Raw genomic sequence first — 18,125 nt, 5'->3', positions numbered from 1 at the left:
TTTGCTACTTTCGAGCGCATTAATCCTGCTCACCCACCCTGTGATGACTCACCTCGTTAATATTGATCCCACCTGATCCGCACTGCTATGTGTCGCTTACATATTTAGTAGCTACACAACGGATGCGCCATCAATTAACCATATTAAACATCTCGCTTCACTTTAAAAGTATAATGCCATTATGCTTGAACAATATGAGCTCGATCAGTTTAATGCTCGTAACCATGAAATATTCACTAAACTGTTCCATAAGTACCACAAAGAAATAGTTATTCTTTGTTTCTCTCTGTTAGAAGATTTAGATAAAGCCAAAGGTTTAGCGCAGGAGACATTCATCAAACTGTGGGAAAACCAGCGGCCTTTCGAAAGCGAAGGGCATATAAAAGGCTTCCTGTTTACCACCGCCCGCAACATGTGTATTGATAAACTGAGAAAATATAAAACGATCCGGCGATTCCAGAAATGGCTGCAGCAAAGCCAGGAGGTTGAAGATCCCCAGGCTATACACGATCACGCAGCTACTGATGCTATCGTTCAGATCATTCAAGACCTGTCGCCCAGGCAAAAGGATATATTAACTGAGGCTTATACCAATGGAAGAACCAACAAAGAAATTGGCGCGAAGCTGGGGATTTCCGCGGAGGCAGTCCGCCAGCAAAAAATCCAGACTCTTCGACAAATTAAACTGCAGTTGATGAATACCATCCTGGCCATACTGGTAATTGCATGCGCATGGTCTATGGCAACCTTGCTAATAAAAATACCATTTACCTTGTTTTTGTACCCCCCTTTACGTCTTTAGATTGCTATCAGTACATAACGAGGTGAAACGATAAATACTTCTGTTCGAAAAACCATCACTTACCAGTTCTTCATTAAAACATCGTTACATATGCCATTGAAAAATGAAGCTTGCTCTATCGATGAATATAAGGACCAGACCTTTGTAAATGCTTACAATGAATTTTACCCGCTGTTAAAATATGTTTCCTATAATCTCCTGGCCAATAAAGATGATGCTGAAGCCGTTACGCTAAACGCATTTATGCAGTTAGGAACCAGCAAGGCACTCTTCAAAAGTATACCGTACATTAAAGACTACTTGTTTAACATCATGTTGGATGCCTGCTCTGACACACTTCGGCATAAAAAGCCACAGAAAAAATGGGTGAAAGAATCCATGCGGGTGCTATCCGGTGACAAGCGGTTACTATACCTGTTGCTGGATGAAGCGGCCAGCTTAGCTGAGTTGGTAGAAATCATAGAATTGCGCCATTACCGGCCAAGTAAAACTTCTTCACCGTTAATGAGATATCTAACTGGCGGCGCCACTGACGCAGAGATCATGCAGGTGGAAGAGTGGGCTTCTTTATCGGTGGAGAACAGAAACTGGCTGAACCGTTCCAATAACTTCAGCCTCATCCGGAAGCGCTACGGGCGGATGGAAAAAATCTATAGGGAGGCAAACGCGAGCGATTGCTTACAGCACTTAGAGTATTACCAACGCATTAAAAGCTTAAAACGCAAACGCATGCGGCGTAGCTTCGCTGCTGCGGCCGCTGTTTGTATACTTTTCTTTGCTGCCTGGTTACACAACCACGATCTATTAGAAGTGGCGCAAAAACAACCTGTTGCACAAACCACTCCAGTTACAATCAATCCGGCAGCCAATCACAAGCCAACGCACGCCACATCACACTTACCGGATAGTACCGACCAGCCTTCCAGATTGCACCTGCCAGCAGACACTGCTGAAAACATAGAATTAACACCAGCAGCGCCAGCCTTTGTCAGCAAGAACGCGCACGGCACCAGGTCCGTTTTGGGGCCGCGGAAAAAAGAACACGTAATCATTAATAAGGAGAGAACTATCTTACCTAGCTTCCTTCCCGATGGAAGTGCCTTTATTTTAAATGCGGGATCAGAGATTGGCTATTCTGATCCATTCGATACTAGTAATAGAAGGATAACGCTCGAAGGAGAAGCATATTTCAACCTTGTGCAGAATGCAGACCAACCCTTGCTGGTTAGAACGAAGAACGCCCTTATCCTAAGCTATGGCGGTAGTTTTAATGTGCACTCTTATAGCAACGGAAAGCAGACAACGGTAACCGCACTGACAGGCGATAACCTAACTGTGCAGGCCGGCACCTACCAGGCCCAAATCGAGGCAGGAGAAACCGCTATCATTCAAAGAGGAGCTCCCATTGAATTGTACAACAGAAAGAATGTTGAAAAAATAGTAGCCTATACCAGAAAGCTTTTTTATTTCGAGAACGACAACGTAAATGACGTGGCCCGGGAGATTGCCCGCTGGTATGGCCTGACAGTGGCTGGCAATGATAGCAGCCATACACGGGTTAGCTTCCGGGGGTCGCGACTCGTTGAAGTTACAGATGTCATAAAAAAGCTTGTTACCTCCGATGGTCAATGCCATTTAACACTGAAAGGCAATGAATTGATCATTCATTAATTTTATACTCAACTCTAAGCACATGGGATTGCCCAATAGACCAATAATTTGCTTTGCCATACTCCTGCTCCCGGCGCAGCCGATCCATGCGCAAATTAGGGAAAAGGCGAGCCGCAGTATAAGCGGCAAACTGATCAATCAGTTGGGTGAACCGGTTCAGGATGTTACCGTGGCCAACCTGCGTACAGGTGTTTCTACCATTACCAACAAAAAAGGTCTTTTTCATTTCAAGATCCTTCAGCCAAATACCTTCTTAAAAGTCTACGGTACAAACATAAAAACCGACAGTTTCTTCGTGCGGCGGGTACACAATATTATCATAAGCGTACAAGAGACAATAACAAAGAATGTGGTGGTACCGCCCACCCCTCAAAACACTTTTTCACCTGCAAACTTGTACCTGAATTGTACCCAACTGGCCGGGTCATGGTGTGCAACAGCACAGGGACTGCTCTAAGATAGCTCTGAGATAGCTCTAAGATAGCTCTTGATCCCTGGGGCGTAAGGCAAGTCCCAGACAACTCTTAGACAACCCCCAGAGAAGTCGTCGGCAGCTCTTAGGCAACTCCCCGGCCACTCCGACACTACTTGTCTCGTCCTAACATAGCTATACAGGTGAAGAATAAATCCTGAAATAACTTTACACTTAAGAGGGTTAAACTGGTGTAAATCGGATCGTGTCTGACCAACATATCGCATTGCTCCGTTAGTAATTATTCAAACTTCTAGAAGTACTAAAACTTACTAATTTTTTTTTCTGTATTGAATTACTATACTTTTGCGTGCATTAATCCACTACAGCTCACCTGTGAAACACATCTATACTCTTCGTTAATACTGATCCCACCTGATCCGCATTAATATATGTGTTGCTTACATATTCAGTAACCGCACAATGTATGCGCCATCACTTAAGATGCTGAACAACTGCTATCAACTTTAAAAGTATAATACCATTATGCTTGAACAACATGAACTCGATTTGTTTAATCAACGTAACTCCGATGTATTTACCAAAGTACACAACAAATATTTCAAACCCATATTGCTCCTTTGCTACAGTATTTTAAATGACAAAGCAAATGCCCGCGACAAAACACAAGACATATTCATAGAGTTATGGGAAAGCCAACAAAGATTTGAAGGTGAAATGAATATAAAGGCCTTCCTCTATGTAAAAGCCAGGCACATGTGCATAGATGAACTTAGAAAGCACATACCTCATCGAAGACTGCTGAAATGGCTAGCATTTGGCAAACACGCCGAAAATCCCCAGGTTGTAAACGAGCACGAATGTATAGAAGCCATTCTGCAGATAATTAAAAACCTGCCGCCCAAAAAACAGTATATCATAGACGAAACTATATTAAAGGGAAGAACCTACGAAGAAGTTGGCGGCGATCTGGGTATTACCGGGGAAGCAGTTCGACAGCAAAGAAAATCGGCGATTAATGAAATCAAATTGCAGCTGTTGAATACCATCCTTACGATCGTGGTTATTGCCTGCGGATGACTTGTTCGCCACCCCGCTAAAAAAAAATTTTACCATCCACCTTGTTTTTGCAGCCCCCTCTACGTCTTTAGAATGGTATCAGTATTCAACGAGGTGAATTTACAAACATACTCTTTTTAACCTACTACATCATGTCAGAAACACATGAACCTATAACCGCGCTGCTCGTAAAATACATGAACGAAGAAGCTACGCCGGAAGAGATCGCCCAACTGGAAGCCTGGGCTTCGCTCTCGGTGGAGAACAAAGCCTGGCTCGAACGCTTTAAAGACAAGGACTGGATCCTGGCCCGCGCCAAACAACTGGAGGAAATAGACCTGGAGGCCTGTACCAACGACTTTTACCAGCGCTTACATAAACACCGCCTGGCAAAAACGACCAGGAAGACTAAGAGAAAACGAATAGCGGCAGCAGCTTTTATAATAGCGGTTTCTTTCACACCGTGGCTGGTTGACGATTTCCGTGGGGGATCACCTGCACCTTTAGTGGCAGAAACAACACCGGCTACTTTCAAACCGGAGAATGATGTGGTTACATCGCCTGCAAGACCTGCAGAGCCGGGCAACACCAGCCATGACAGTTATGTTGCTGAAGTACCATCCCTTTCCAGAAACAACGGGCCGCGCGCAGCAGCGCGGCCCTTTTCAGTAGATCGTGACACAGCTCCCGAACAACCCGATCTGCAGTTCGTAAGCCGCCGCGGCGCCTTTGGGGATAATAACACCGCCCGCTATAAAAAAGACCACAAGATCAGCAATAAAGTGAAAACCATTTTACCAGGCCCCCTGCCTGATGGCAGTTCTTTTATCTTAAATGCAGCATCGGAGGTATTATATCCCGATCGCTTTGAAGGCTCCAACAGAGAAATAACGCTTAACGGCGAAGCCTATATTACCGCTGTTCCGATCGACTCAACCCCCTTTCGCGCCAAAACCAGTACCGCCCGGATCACCAGTTATGGCGGGGCCTTTAATATTCGTACTTACGATAATGAAAAAACAACAATCGTGACCGCCGTCTCGGGTAAACTGGTACTGAATGCCGGCCCCTATCAGACCACCCTCCTTGCAGGAGAAACAGCCATGATCGAAAAAGGCAAACCTATTGAGATCTATAAAAAGAAAGATGAGGATAAGGTAATCGCCTATACGAAACGCCTGTTTAATTTCCGCAACGACGATCTGAATTGCGTGGCTGCTGAATTAGCCCGGTGGTATGGCCTCACCCTGGTGGGTACAGCAAACACTAATACCAAGGTAAGCTTTCAGGGTTCAAGGACCATGAATATAGAAGAGTTGATCAATAAAATCATGATCTCTGACAAAAACATCCGTCTAAAAGTAAAAGGCAATCAATTGATCATCGAGGCCGCCAACCAGCCATACGTTAACAATAAGATACTACATTGACCATTAGCCTATCCTTTGCCTCCATCAACCACCCGCCTTTAGCAGATCCACTTCCAGCCGCATAGATTCCCGATTTTAAAATGAAATGCTACATGGGACAATTCCATTTCCTGGCCTTTTTTTGTACGGCCTTGTTATTGAGCTCCGTGATCCATGCCCAACCAGTTCCCTCTATGGTTGAAAAATATCAAGGGAAAGCAGCGCCTGGTACTAAAAGTGGCAAAGTGATCAATCAATTGGGTGAACCCGTTCCGGACGTAACTGTCGCCAACATGCGAACAGGCATCTCTACTTATACGAACTCAAAAGGTTTGTTCTATTTTAAGGTATTGAACCAGAATACCGTGTTGTTATTGTATGGCGATCATATAAGAACAGATAGTTTCCGGGTGCGGCATGTACGGGACATCCTCATCCGGGTGGAAGAAAAGATCGTCCCCAATGTGCCCCAGGTGATCATCAATACCGGCTACCAGCAATTTAGAAAAAACCGCAATGCAGGCTCCGATTTCTCCGTAAACCAGGAGCAGTTTCAACAACGGGTAGCAATAAATGCAGTGCATCGCCTGGAAAGCATTGTACCCGGTTTGCTGCTTACCCCCAAAACGCCTTATTTAAACCAGCCCAGCTGGTTCTCCGTGGGCGCCCGAACCAGTATGTTAAACCCCAACCCATTGATCGTTGTTGATCATTTTCCCCTGCAAGGCAATCTCATTAATATCAATCCGGATGACATTTTAGATATCAGCGTTTTACGCGACGCGTCGGCCCTTTCTTTATGGGGCAGCCGGGCGGCTTCCGGCGTCGTGATCATAAAAACGAGGTCTTCGCAATATATCGACCGGTTCCGCGTATCCTTCAATACTTCCATTAGCCTTGCGGCCAGACCTGCACTTTTTACAACAGGCCGGATGAGCGCCGCTGATCACATTATCTTCGATACTACTGTATTCCGGAGCAAATATTTTGATCAACTGCTTCGATTTCCTACACGTCCACCTCTGTCGCAGGTGGTCGAAGCATTATACAAGCATCTTCCGGATGCGCAAAGACTGGCTTTTTTGGATTCCCTGGCCAGCCTCGATAACCGCCATGATCTGAAAAAATATTTTTACCGCCCCAGCCTGCGCCAGCATTATTTTATTCAAATGGAAGGAGGCAGCAAGGCCTATAACTACTATATCTCTACAGGCTATGACCGTATTCATCCCGAATGGCAATTGAGCCGCGAAGAACGAACCACCGCCCTGTTCAAATTCAATACTAAATTCAGAGCCCTGGAAATCTCCACAAGTGTTTCATTGGCCCAGCACCTGCAAAAGAATATGAACGGTGTTCCCGAATCAATGCTGCCTTATCAAATGCTGTTAGACAATAATAATATGGAGGTGGCCATGCCCTATAAATACCGTTACAGCTATATTGATACGGCCGGAAAAGGCAGGCTGCTGGATTGGAGATATTATCCATTGCGGGAGTTCCGTCTGCGCAATCACCTGGTTACTGAAAACGACTACAGGTATAATCTGGCGCTGAAATGGGATGCGGGCAAAATAGTACCGGGACTTATGATGAATGCTTATTTTCAACATCAGGCAGCCCGTAACCAGCTCAAGGAGGTGCAGGATGAACAAAGTTTTTTTACCCGTGACCTGGTGAACAGTTATTCGCAACTACAACCAGGTACTGTATTGCAACCCATTCCTGAAGGCGATATTGCCGAACGGTACAAAACAAAATATGCTTCCACCAATATGCGCCTGCAGTTCAGCTACAGCAAAAAATGGAGCAACAAGCTCCTGGTGCTGATGGCCGGTAAAGACCGCATCGTCAATGAAGAAATGTACTCGCGTGAACGCATCTACGACTATAACGAAGCAAGCGGCAAAGGCCAAACGGATGTCAACGATACCACCCTTTACCCGATGTACTATTTCCAGGGACTCAGATTAGCTATACCTTCCCCGCAATTATCCCGGTCTTTATATCACACATATGCTTCAGCTTATCTGAATGCTTTTTTTCGTTGGCGGGAAAAATATGATCTCACGGCCAGTGCCCGGCAGGAACGCTCCAATTTATTTGCCCGCCGGATCAATAACCAGTTCTCACCCCTCATGTCCGTGGGCGTTGCCTGGCAGTTAAGTTCCGAACGTTTTTACCACAGCAACTGGTTGCCCTTTGTGCGGCTAAGCGCTACTTATGGCAGTACCGGCAATCCGCCTTACGATGCTTTTGCATGGCGAACCATCAGTTATAGCGGTAAAAATGACAATGGCGATCCTTATGCCTTTCTAACTAATCCAACCCAAAATACCCTGCGCTGGGAAAGGGTACGCAATCTTAACCTCGGCGTAAATCTCAGGACGGTTAATGACCGTGTCGAACTCAGCCTGAACTGGTATCGGAAATCATCCCGCTACCTGGTTGGTTATAACGACCTCGACCCAACCCTGGGCACTGATCTTACTGGCAACGTAGCCGCCCTCTCATCACGTAATTTTGATATCGTTATTGAAAGCAAGAACGTTTTGCGGCAATTCAGCTGGCGCACCAGCTTTATGATGAGTATCATGCAGGAAAAAATAACGTATACAGATGATACCCTGCTGGCGGCCTGGAAGTATTGTGATCCGAATTATTTTACAACAGTAAAAGGCAAGCCCCTCTATGGCCTGTTCAGTTTTCCCTTTAAAGGGCTCGACCAGCATGGTGATCCCCTCGGTGAAAAAGGTACTCAATATATAGATATGATCATGGCCCGTGGCAGCAGCAGCCTCACCTATCATGGCCGCGCCACCCCACCAATATTCGGGAGTATTACCAATGATTTCAATTTCAAACAGTGGAACCTATCGATAACGGTCTCCTACAAACTGAACTATTATTTCAGAAGGCAAAGCATCAATTATTATGACCTCTACCAGGGCGTGCCGGCCGGATCTGCTGATTTTAGCCGCCGCTGGCAGCAGCCCGGTGATGAAAAGACCACCACCGTACCTTCCATACCGGTATCGGTTGAACCGGATCACAACAGGGACATATTCTATAACTTTTCAAGTGTACTTGTTGAAAAGGCCGATCACCTGCGGCTGCAGAATATTCATTTGAGCTATGACCTGGAAGGCCGGGCCTTGAAAAAAGGTCGCCTGCGTTTGGCCAATATATATCTTAACTGCAGCAACCCGGGTATTATCTGGCGGGCCAACAAATGGGGTATCGACCCCGACCAGCTGAGCGGTTACCGCCAACCGGTGCTGTATACAATTGGCTTTAGGGGAACTTTTAAGTAGTGTTATTATTTTTCAGCAATAAAGCCCATGTTATGTATAAGAAACCCGTTAACCGTTTAACCATCCTGCCTGTCGCATTGCTGATGCTATCCATTGCCTGTACTAAACAAGCTGCACTGGAAAGAGTTCCGGACAGTAGTTTAGACCTCCTGAATAGTATCGAAGATGTCCAGGCTTTGCTCGACAACATGATCGTGATGCGCGAGACTCCGGCCTTACCGGAGATCTCCGCCGACAATTTCTATATTGTTGATTCCGGCCAGTTTTACCCGGTGGAACGGAATGCCTACCTCTGGCAACGGGAGATCTTCGAAGACAATGCACCCGTAGAAGACTGGAACCAACCCTATAAACAAGTGTATTATGCCAACTCTGTGCTTGATGCTTTGCCCGATCTGCTGGCCGACAAACCGCAATTGATCAGCCAGCTTCGAGGCGCTGCACTCTTTATCAGGAGTTATGCCTTTTACAACCTGGTCCTGCAGTTTGCCAACCTGTATGATGTAACCAGTGCAGGCGGCCCGGGTATTCCATTGCGCCTGACAGCTGATCCTTTCGAGCAGATCCGGCGGGCGACCCTGGGCGCCACCTATGATCAAATAACGAATGATCTGAAAGAGGCAGCCCATTTGTTGCCCGCCATGCCGGATCCGCTACGCAAGAACAGGCCTTCAGCACCAGCAGCCTATGCCTTGCTGGCCAGGGTATATTTAAGCATGAGAGATTACGCCGGTGCCTTGTTATATGCAGACAGCAGCCTCTCATTGTATACAAAATTGCTGGATTATAACAGCATCGATACTTCCGTGATAGACCCTTTTAGCCGCAACAACGAAGAAGTGTTGTACCAAAGCAACCTGTATTCCGGCGCCACGATGTTGCATTCAGGTAACTGTTATATCGATTCTCTTTTATACCGGTCTTATGCTGCAGCAGATTTACGCAAGCAGCTCTTCTTTACCATTGACAATACCGGCCATCCGATAAGCAAGTATAGTTACAGTGGTTACAATTTCCCTTTCAGCGGCCTGGCGGTAGATGAAGTTTTGTTGATACGGGCAGAATGTAAAGCCCGGCTGCAGGACGCAGCCGGGGCTTTGGAAGACCTTGTTACCTTACTGAAGAGCAGATGGAAAAACGGCGCCTATACCCCGCCCCCGGTAAACACGCCCGCTGAAGTTTTAGCGCTGGTATTAATGGAGCGCCGCAAGGAGCTGATCTTCCGCGGGCTTCGCTGGGCTGATATCCGCCGCCTGAACAAGGGAAATGCAAGCATTACCTTACAACGGAAGTACCGGCAGCAACTATATACCCTGCCCCCGAACGACCCACGGTATGTGTTCCCCATACCACCCGATGTGATTGCCTTTAACAATGACATAGAACAAAATCCGCGCTAGCTATTTTTTACCCGGCGTATTGATCAACCAGGAAAAGGCGCCGGTGCGACAGGGCGCCCAGCTGCTGGGATTGAAAGGATTGGGTTTATACCAGGTGCAGGTACCGCCGCCTGCCTGGCAGGTAAAGTGAACCCCATAGTCCCCGGCCGGAAAATAGGAATTACCAACACGATAATACTGGGGTTGTCCTTCGCAGGAGTTTGGAGCTCTGTGCGCAATAGCGCCGAAGACGCCGCCGGCAATGGCGGCAGCAATAAGGCATACTTTGATTTTTAGCATAAAAAACCAGTTTAGGATTGAGAAATAAATAATAAATAATGCTGTAAGTATGTAGCCAGGAGAACGGAAAGCAAAAAAGCCCGGGCTTTGTTGAATGCGCTTATTATATACAAACAATTGTATAGGCCCCTTGACAAAAGCGGGAATTAAAAATGTGTATTCGTTATGATAACAAATACCCTACAAATTATAATATGTGCTTTCCTTTTCTGGAATGTATATCAAAGACTAAGATGCCTTTTTGGTGGTTGATTTTGCAGCAATACTTGCTTTTAATTTTTCCATGAGGTCAGTGGTGGTGGCATTGTGTGCTACCTTCAACGGTTTGGCGGTTGGTTTGCCTTTGGCCTTGGCTTCAATGACCTTCATTAATTTTTCTGAGTAGGTATCCCGGTATTCTTCGGGTTTAAAGGGTTTGGTGAGCTGCCCTACCAGCATGCTGGCCATTTTCAGTTCTTCGGGTTTAATGGTGGTATCGGGCACTACGATACCGGCGTCGCTTCTTATTTCATCGGTAAAACGCAGCCGGTGCATCACCAGCACTTTACGCAAGGGTTTTATGAGGCAGATCCATTCTTTGTTATGGTATACCAAGGGGCCGAGGGCCGCCTTGTTCTCTTTTTTGAGGGCGTCCCGGAGCAGGACGTAAGCTTTGGCGCCCATTTTATCGGGCTCAAGGTAATAGGGCTTTTCGTAGTAGACGGCGTCTATTTCTTTTTCATTGATGAACTGGGTGATCTCGAGGTGGTCAATCTTTTCGGGGGCGGCTTTTTCAAAGTCGGCATCATCTACGATCACATAATCATCGCCCATTTGGTAGGCGCGCACGATGTCTTCCTGGAAAAGTTCCTTGCCGGTGGATTCGCTTACTTTTTTGTAGCGCACCCGGCTATGGGTTTTCTTATCGAGCTGCACAAAAGGGATGGAGCTTTCTTCGGTAGCGACATACATTCGCACCGGAATGTTTACCAGGCCGAACCCGATCGACCCTTTCCACATCGCACGCATAATTACACTTTTTAAATTTTAATGGTGAGGGTACGGCTGCTACCGGTTCAAAAGATAAGTTTTATAGGCCAATGGCCTTGTAGAAAAACGCATTACAAATAGCCGGGAGGTACGCAAGAGGAACGGATGCATGGTGGCAACCCATGTTGAGAACAATTCCAGGCCAAAGATAGTTCAGAAATTGAGCCAAACTACGCCCGTAAGCAAGAATGCCACACCATTCTGCCGCAGGGCGGCCTGAACAGATGTGGCATATCTTTTAACGATCCCAGGATATTGAGGTGATTCAACTCACCAGGTGGCAATACCGCCTGCCTCATGGCAGGACCCTTGAGGCCCAGACCCGAGCAGAGAACGGACGACCCGGTACCGGCGGCATTAGCCTTCGCCGGATTTTAAATAATTAATGGTTGTATAATAATTTGGCTTGCAGGAAGTATTGTTGCTGTAAGAATCTTCATTCAAGACAACCCAGTGGCAGGTTGCTATAGGAAAACTTTGAAACGGCTGAAATGGAGAAGCCGGATAATATTTACTCATAAGCGCGCAATCGTTTTATAATCCCCCTCAAACCTTCCTATCTTAATATTTCAGAAAATACTTTCAGAATGAATGCGGGATAGAATAGTTGCAATTTTGGTACCCGGGTGTCTAATTGAATGGTATTAGCTACACAGTAAAATCTGTAATAATTTATAGTGTGGATTAGTAGATATTTTTACACGATCCCACGTCTCATTAGAACCGGTCGACAAATCATAAAAAACAACCAGTTCTTCCCAGTAGCAGAAAAACCGGTTATTAAGTAGCCGTGCAGTTTCCCGAATTATTCCGGAACATACTGCTCATTAAATTTTTGCTCCTTTCTGAATAATCAATGAGACAGGCCGGCTGTGCTCAGTTTACCTTCCTTTATTGATCTCGATTTTCTGAAACTAACACTTGGCGACTGAGTGAAGGCTTAAAGGTATTCTCGAAGTCGCTAGTAGTTTCCATCAAGTCTTGCGTTAAGTGGCTGTTTATCGGCGTGGAATCGAGGATATTGTGCCTAAGAGCCGGGCAACAAAATGTAGATCAGCGGTTGCAGGATTATGGCAGCGGTAGTTTTGGAACTACTGCACTGGTGGTGTGACAGGTGTCACCATCGGACAAGAGTGGTTATGTCCTATTCTGGCTGCTTGTTTGCCCATTAATAAAAGACTTCAACAATATTGGATTCGAGTATAGTGAACTCTGCGTCCTCCATATACGTTGGATGGAATACTGAATATTGAACAAAATACCTGTGCCCTCTAAGAACCTTATATACATCATTTAGTACCACGTCCGTCTTAATTTTTTGTCCTCCTTTAAGTGGAATAAAGTCCTCACGCCTAACCTGTCTATTTACAAATCTTCCTACATAATCAATTTCATTGTTCTTTTCATCTAAAACTTTGAAAACGTTTCTATGAGTTTTTGAATCTGCGCATATGGTCTGGCTGTCCAAATAAATCTCATCACTTGAACTATTGGAAAACACCAAATGAGCCACCAACAAGCTCTCATTCTTTTCAATATTTAATTCAATATTTAGTAAATTTTCATCCATAATTAGACTTCTTAGCTTCAGGTGATAATAAAATATTCATAGGATTCAGCATTTTTACAAGCCAAATGCGAATGAGTACTCGCCAATTTTAAACAACGCTCTTGGCCATATATTACATCTTCGGTAGCCCCTATCGCTTTAAAATGCGATAACTCATGAATAATTATACTTGCCTTCGTTTTTTCATTAGATATCTCATCTTCCCAAAACCGATCACCAAGCAATATACTGTAATCAGGATCCTCGGGATAAGAATTGGCATATTCGTTCATCCTGTTCTTTTCATTTATAATTACGGAAAAGTTATCGATCGTTAAGGTTCTACCCACCTTCAAAGCCCTCCTTGTCATTGTCAATATTTTTTCCACCGCCTCCTCATCATCACGGCCAAACCATTTCTTAAACGCAGCCATCGTAGCAGGATCGTTATTCTCCATCAACACCAGCTTTCTTTCCAGCAATACAATACAATCTTTAATCGCCTGCTCTATCAATCGAGCCTTTTCCTCTTCCGACGGTTCAACAAACTCCTCGCTTTCAATTTCAATCCTTATACTGATCATCCTTCCTCCAATGAAAACAGTACCACTTCCAAATGACACAGCACCTCCATGCGCACATTTATCACCTTTACGGGCCGCAGGCTTCCCGCCAATGAAGACGCTGGCCGATCCTGACAGTATGGTATCCAATGCCCCTACACAAGTACAGGTATCACCAGCCACCGCTGCCGACATACCTTCTATTAAAACAGTAGAGCAACCCGGACCTATAACAGGTCCGCCCTCGTGTGGCACGCCACCTGGCGATACCATCAAACATACATGTTTATCTCCTACCCTTGCTGCCGGCTTACCCACTCTATTGAAATTTACAAACCATTGAATATTCTAGTTAAGATTGATCTTTGCACCTTTTATATCCATATTCTTCGCCGCATTAATATTCGCACTCGCTGCACTGGTGATCTTCAATTCGTCCCTGGCTTCGAGCTTTATTTCCGACGAAGATATCCGGATGCTGTCTTTACTTAATTCAAATTTAGTATCCCCAACCTCAAGCATTATATTCTCCTTTGCTTTCACTTTAATGACACCTTGTCCATTCAGATGTACGCTATTTGCCTGCTTATCTTGCAGAACAATACTTCCCTGCTCATCATTCATTATTACCTGGATCCCGCTTCGTGATTGTATCGCTTTTACATCATTGCCTTCATTGCCAAATGGCGTTTTAGCATTGGCATTATAAACCGCGCCGATTACATAAGGCTGGCTGGCCTGGCCACCGACAAAAGCAACCATCACTTCATCTCCTATTTCCGGCATCACGAAAAAACCATTTCCATTTCCCGCATAAGGCAGGACTACACGTAACAAGGGTGTTTTATCCTTCTCTTCCATCCAGTGAAATCTTACCGCTATTCGCCCCAAGCCTTCCTGGTCATAATTTGTTACTACTATCGCCGGCTGTGCTTCACAATAGGGTTCTGGTATCGGCCGGAAAGGCGGACCATTTTCTGTTAACGGCACTGCTACAAATTCATTGAAATAATTTCCTGCATCATCCCAACAATGCTCAATTGACATAATCCTGTATTCACTGTTCGGCTGATCCTCTCCTTTTTTGACACCGGTATCTATTTCAATTATATCTCCTGTCTGAAAAGCGGGTAAATCACTACTGCCTGTGAACAGTACCATATCACTTTGTTGAATAGCGGCCTGGTTATCCCGGTAATCATTCACCTGTTTCAGGTTCTTTACAAAACGGTTGTACCAGGTTTCCTTCGGGCTGCCAAAAAATTGTTCGCTCAATACCGAAACATTGGCTTGCAGCTCATTTCGATTTACTATCGCCTGCGTTTGCATGTCACTATTAAAAACTTTTCCTGCCACATAACTATAAGCCTTTACACTATATCCAGCCGGCTTCAATTGCATTTGCAAACCAAACTTAAATAAATGTTCCTTATACGTTAGCTTCACTTTTTTACCCTTGTCTGCGCTTACAACCAGTCTTTGTCCGTCATAATACAACCATTCACCCCAGTTACTGGCCAGCCGTTTAATGAACTGCCAGTCTGTTTCGTTATATTGCACCTGGTAATGAAAGGTTTCAGAATTAGATGGATTGATGTAACTGGAGTATCCGGCGGACTGATAATTCTCCAACATTTCACTGAAGATACTCTTTATTGATCCCCTGGAAAATGCTTTGCAATGGCGCCCATTGTCTAACAGTATTGTTGGACTATATCCTTTGATGATTAAGTTCGAGGGATGTTCATTATTGCTGGCCTCTTCTACCTCCGTTATCACACCTGAAAACATTATTTGTGGACTTTCATTCGCCAAAACGGCTTTTATATGTATAGGTACACCTAATAATTGCTGAGGCTCCTTTAAAAGATCGTTCACCGTTTTATCCGTTCCTTCTAGTGGACAAATAAAGCTAAATGTATGGTGTTCATATATTCTCTGACTAATACGCAATGCTGACTGATCCTTAATAATAACTCCATTGATATTAATGATCGTTTCAATTGTTCGTGCCATAACAATAAGTGGTTTGCTTAACAAGGCGCCCAATGCTTTTTAAACATCAATCCTTCCATTTTAATATAATGAGCGTTCAGTACCAACTGTAATACCATTGGATGTTCGGCAGTTGGATCAAAAGTTTCGTGAAACTCAACGCAAAGGGTATCCACAAACTCGAGGGTTTTTAACTTACTCATGGTATCGTATCGGATAAAAGTGATCGTCCCGTTCTTTTTTTGATGCTTTTCTATCATCCACTCAAATAAACTGGGATTGCTGCTACTTACCAGCGTAAGGTTAATGATGCCACCTAATGGTACTGTGGCTACCCTTCCACCCGGATCCAGATTCTGGTAAAAACGATAGCTACATTTAAGCACACTGATCTCATCCTCATTCTGCAATTGCAGTTTGGCAATAAATGACATACTAAGTATTTTAAACAGTTACAAGATTATCTGCAAGACATGATCATGCATAATCATTTTATATAAATGCACTGAAGTGGTTGGATCCTGCTGAAGGTGTGTAGATGATGCAACAAAAATCAGAGATGCTTAACGCAGCGTGTATGTTTGATCAAATATATTACATTATTCGATTACATGATATAGTTATTATATAATTTTTTATATGGCTTATTAACAGTGATAATAAGTACTCAAACAGGTAAATTAAATTACTGAAGCCTGCCAGTTGGGGTTAACTTCCTGGTTTTCTGCAAAGGCGTCGATCCCAGGTCAGGGTCAGGATAAGTTGTGAAAATTAAGAATGTGGGCGCTTTTGACCTATGCTTTTTAGGTGTATCTTGCATTGTTAACCTTAAGTACTTTATTAATTAACTTTGTACCCCTTCATGAAAAAACTAGTTCCTGCCCTCTTACTGGCAAGTGTACTGTTTGCTTGTAAAAAAAACACTTCTACCGGCGAAATACCAACAAATCCTGAAAACAGATACCCGGTAAGTTTCAGTGTTACCAATTTTTTAGTAGAAACGCAAAGCATGCGTGTAGCCACCGATGCATCGTTGTCAAAAATTACCGACGTGTATTATTTCGCGTATGGCAGCGATAATTTGCTAAAAAGTTCTATTCACCAGGATACGGCCAACAACAAAACCGGATTTGGCATTATAAAAGATTCGCTGCCCGCCGGAACTTATACTATTGTGTTATATGCGTCCAACGGGCCCGTTGCCAGGAACGGCGGCGCCAACCTGAACTGGGCTGATCTTGGTCCCCAACAAATAAACCAAACTACAGTGGGTTCAATGCCCGATGTATTTTTCAAAAAGTTCATCGATACGGTAACGGACGCCCCCAGTGTTAATCCTCAGGACGTAAGCCTGAACCGGATCACCGGTTTGTTAAGAGTGGAATTGTATGATGCATTACCGGCATCACATCCGAATGGCGAGGTTAAGCTGTATGTAGCCCCCATCAATGGCAACTATTCTTTCAGCTCGCTTGGAACAACGATGGGCAGCAAAGACGTTTATGGCATAAGGCGGAATCAAACCACTTTTGAAGAATACTTGTTTGGCAGTCCTTATACGATGTGGGTACATATTTTATATAAAGACAAGGTAACAGGGCAATCAAAAAGTAAAACCTTTGAGAACAATATCAAAGTAGAGACGAATAAAAAAACCATCATTAAAGGTTATTTATATGGTGCGCCCGATACCACCCAGGGCGATTTCCATTTGAAGGTAAACACCTCCTTCACGGATTCCACAGTGATCAATCTCAACTAAGTTGATTTATACGATTTTCTAAGCGCTTTACGGAATCGTAAAGCGCTTTCTTATTATGGGAACCATCTCCCTATCGGAAAAAGCGCTATTTCATAAACGGGGGTATTACCAGGTTTGGGTGTTGGCTGGCCGTACGAGTTAGAGCGTATTTGGGTTTGGGTTTCGCAGCCTGCTGCTGCGCTTGCGGTTATGGTCACAAAAAAAGGCCCACTGTAGAAACAGCTGGCCTCTAACGATTGCTTGCCATATGAAAAAAAATCTAAGTCAAATTGGGGTGAAGCTTCCGCTTCGGTTTCCAGCGCTGCACTCAGGTTCTTACTTGCTCCTCTTTGCTTCTTTCCTTACCTTCTCTCTGCTACTCTTTCTTAGCCATGTTTCTATCTTCACTGTATCATCTTTGTCAACCTGTCAACTGTATCACTTCTCTTCTCATCTTCTTATTCCTGCTTCTCTCTCTCGTCGCGCTTTTTTCTTTTCTTCTGTGTTACCGTTGTTTGATGAAGCAAATGTACAGCGCGTTTCCATTTCATCATAATCCTCTTTGTCACGTGTTTATTATGCCTAACGCTGTTCCGCAGCTGCAAAACCCGCATCTGTACTGCAATACAGCAACAATCGATTATGATCTGTAACGAAGAAAAAAGGGTAAAAAAAATGCTCTAATTCGCAAACATGATGATAAAAATAAGGCAGTGCTGAAATGGTTGCATGGGGGATAAATTTTTTTATTGATGACTTGACTGTTGACTTCCTGACTTGTTGAAAAGTTGACAGAATTGAAATAGCTGATAGTGAAATACAGCGGCTTTTTTGTGATGAATTACTAAGTTAAGTTGTTAACCTGGTAATAAGGTCGGCAG

General features: G+C 44.4%; 14 protein-coding genes. 8 read left to right on the top strand and 6 right to left on the bottom strand.

Annotated elements, in window-relative coordinates; genetic code table 11:
• The first annotated feature begins 181 nt into the window (after nt 1–181).
• The 7 genes from JT717_RS26210 (at nt 182) to JT717_RS26180 (ending at nt 10,088) form a co-directional block, all read left to right on the top strand.
• Nucleotides 182–802 carry an RNA polymerase sigma factor gene (locus tag JT717_RS26210; RefSeq protein WP_205514191.1) on the top strand — a complete coding sequence of 207 codons (621 nt, stop codon included), beginning with the start codon at nt 182–184 and terminating at the stop codon, nt 800–802.
• A gap of 90 nt (nt 803–892) precedes the next feature.
• A complete protein-coding gene (locus JT717_RS26205; protein WP_205514189.1) occupies nt 893–2,473 on the top strand; it encodes a FecR domain-containing protein in 1,581 nt (526 codons plus the stop codon).
• Between the two features lie 22 nt (nt 2,474–2,495).
• A complete protein-coding gene (locus tag JT717_RS26200; RefSeq protein ID WP_205514187.1) occupies nt 2,496–2,930 on the top strand; it encodes a carboxypeptidase-like regulatory domain-containing protein in 435 nt (144 codons plus the stop codon).
• Nucleotides 2,931–3,431: 501 nt separating this feature from the next.
• On the top strand, nt 3,432–3,986 hold the full coding sequence (locus JT717_RS26195; protein ID WP_205514185.1) for an RNA polymerase sigma factor: 555 nt from the start codon (nt 3,432–3,434) through the stop codon (nt 3,984–3,986).
• Between the two features lie 131 nt (nt 3,987–4,117).
• Nucleotides 4,118–5,395 (top strand): FecR family protein, encoded by a 1,278-nt coding sequence (locus JT717_RS26190; protein ID WP_205514183.1) that lies wholly within the window; start codon nt 4,118–4,120, stop codon nt 5,393–5,395.
• Between the two features lie 92 nt (nt 5,396–5,487).
• The gene (locus JT717_RS26185; protein ID WP_205514181.1) at nt 5,488–8,688 is read left to right on the top strand and encodes a TonB-dependent receptor plug domain-containing protein; all 3,201 of its coding nucleotides are present in this window, start codon (nt 5,488–5,490) and stop codon (nt 8,686–8,688) included.
• A 32-nt stretch (nt 8,689–8,720) separates the two neighbouring features.
• Nucleotides 8,721–10,088: a RagB/SusD family nutrient uptake outer membrane protein gene (locus JT717_RS26180; RefSeq protein ID WP_205514179.1), complete on the top strand. Its 1,368-nt coding sequence runs from the start codon at nt 8,721–8,723 to the stop codon at nt 10,086–10,088.
• Here the strand turns inward: JT717_RS26180 and JT717_RS26175 are convergent, their stop codons facing one another.
• From JT717_RS26175 to tssD, 6 genes are all read right to left on the bottom strand, one after another.
• Nucleotides 10,089–10,367 (bottom strand): hypothetical protein, encoded by a 279-nt coding sequence (locus JT717_RS26175; protein WP_205514177.1) that lies wholly within the window; start codon nt 10,365–10,367, stop codon nt 10,089–10,091.
• 228 nt (nt 10,368–10,595) lie between these two features.
• Complete coding sequence (ku, locus tag JT717_RS26170; protein WP_205514175.1) at nt 10,596–11,375, bottom strand: non-homologous end joining protein Ku; 780 nt, start codon at nt 11,373–11,375, stop codon at nt 10,596–10,598.
• A gap of 1,189 nt (nt 11,376–12,564) precedes the next feature.
• Nucleotides 12,565–12,966: a hypothetical protein gene (locus tag JT717_RS26165; protein WP_205514173.1), complete on the bottom strand. Its 402-nt coding sequence runs from the start codon at nt 12,964–12,966 to the stop codon at nt 12,565–12,567.
• Nucleotides 12,967–12,983: 17 nt separating this feature from the next.
• Nucleotides 12,984–13,781, bottom strand: coding sequence for a M35 family metallo-endopeptidase (locus JT717_RS26160; RefSeq protein WP_240348441.1), 798 nt, complete (start codon nt 13,779–13,781; stop codon nt 12,984–12,986).
• 75 nt (nt 13,782–13,856) lie between these two features.
• Entirely contained in the window at nt 13,857–15,524 is a 1,668-nt protein-coding gene (locus tag JT717_RS26155) for a type VI secretion system Vgr family protein (protein ID WP_205514171.1), read from the bottom strand.
• Nucleotides 15,525–15,541: 17 nt separating this feature from the next.
• Nucleotides 15,542–15,937 (bottom strand): type VI secretion system tube protein TssD, encoded by a 396-nt coding sequence (tssD, locus tag JT717_RS26150; protein WP_205514170.1) that lies wholly within the window; start codon nt 15,935–15,937, stop codon nt 15,542–15,544.
• Between the two features lie 428 nt (nt 15,938–16,365).
• On the opposite strand from tssD, the gene JT717_RS26145 reads away from it, so the two are divergent.
• Nucleotides 16,366–17,265, top strand: coding sequence for a FimB/Mfa2 family fimbrial subunit (locus tag JT717_RS26145; protein WP_205514169.1), 900 nt, complete (start codon nt 16,366–16,368; stop codon nt 17,263–17,265).
• Nucleotides 17,266–18,125 lie beyond the last annotated feature (860 nt).

The organism is Longitalea arenae (assembly GCF_016924755.1).
GTDB classification, from domain to species: Bacteria; Bacteroidota; Bacteroidia; order Chitinophagales; family Chitinophagaceae; genus Niastella; species Niastella arenae.
This window is presented reverse-complemented; position numbering and strand designations above follow the sequence as displayed.

Excerpts from the sequence above, each read along its gene's own strand:
- JT717_RS26210 (WP_205514191.1), top strand. The coding sequence starts at position 182 with ATGCTTGAACAATATGAGCTCGATCAGTTTAATGCTCGTAACCATGAA.
- JT717_RS26205 (WP_205514189.1), top strand. The coding sequence starts at position 893 with ATGCCATTGAAAAATGAAGCTTGCTCTATCGATGAATATAAGGACCAG.
- JT717_RS26200 (WP_205514187.1), top strand. The coding sequence starts at position 2,496 with ATGGGATTGCCCAATAGACCAATAATTTGCTTTGCCATACTCCTGCTC.
- JT717_RS26195 (WP_205514185.1), top strand. The coding sequence starts at position 3,432 with ATGCTTGAACAACATGAACTCGATTTGTTTAATCAACGTAACTCCGAT.
- JT717_RS26190 (WP_205514183.1), top strand. The coding sequence starts at position 4,118 with ATGTCAGAAACACATGAACCTATAACCGCGCTGCTCGTAAAATACATG.
- JT717_RS26185 (WP_205514181.1), top strand. The coding sequence starts at position 5,488 with ATGGGACAATTCCATTTCCTGGCCTTTTTTTGTACGGCCTTGTTATTG.
- JT717_RS26180 (WP_205514179.1), top strand. The coding sequence starts at position 8,721 with ATGTATAAGAAACCCGTTAACCGTTTAACCATCCTGCCTGTCGCATTG.
- JT717_RS26175 (WP_205514177.1), bottom strand. The coding sequence starts at position 10,367 with ATGCTAAAAATCAAAGTATGCCTTATTGCTGCCGCCATTGCCGGCGGC.
- ku (WP_205514175.1), bottom strand. The coding sequence starts at position 11,375 with ATGCGTGCGATGTGGAAAGGGTCGATCGGGTTCGGCCTGGTAAACATT.
- JT717_RS26165 (WP_205514173.1), bottom strand. The coding sequence starts at position 12,966 with ATGGATGAAAATTTACTAAATATTGAATTAAATATTGAAAAGAATGAG.
- JT717_RS26160 (WP_240348441.1), bottom strand. The coding sequence starts at position 13,781 with ATGGTATCGCCAGGTGGCGTGCCACACGAGGGCGGACCTGTTATAGGT.
- JT717_RS26155 (WP_205514171.1), bottom strand. The coding sequence starts at position 15,524 with ATGGCACGAACAATTGAAACGATCATTAATATCAATGGAGTTATTATT.
- tssD (WP_205514170.1), bottom strand. The coding sequence starts at position 15,937 with ATGTCATTTATTGCCAAACTGCAATTGCAGAATGAGGATGAGATCAGT.
- JT717_RS26145 (WP_205514169.1), top strand. The coding sequence starts at position 16,366 with ATGAAAAAACTAGTTCCTGCCCTCTTACTGGCAAGTGTACTGTTTGCT.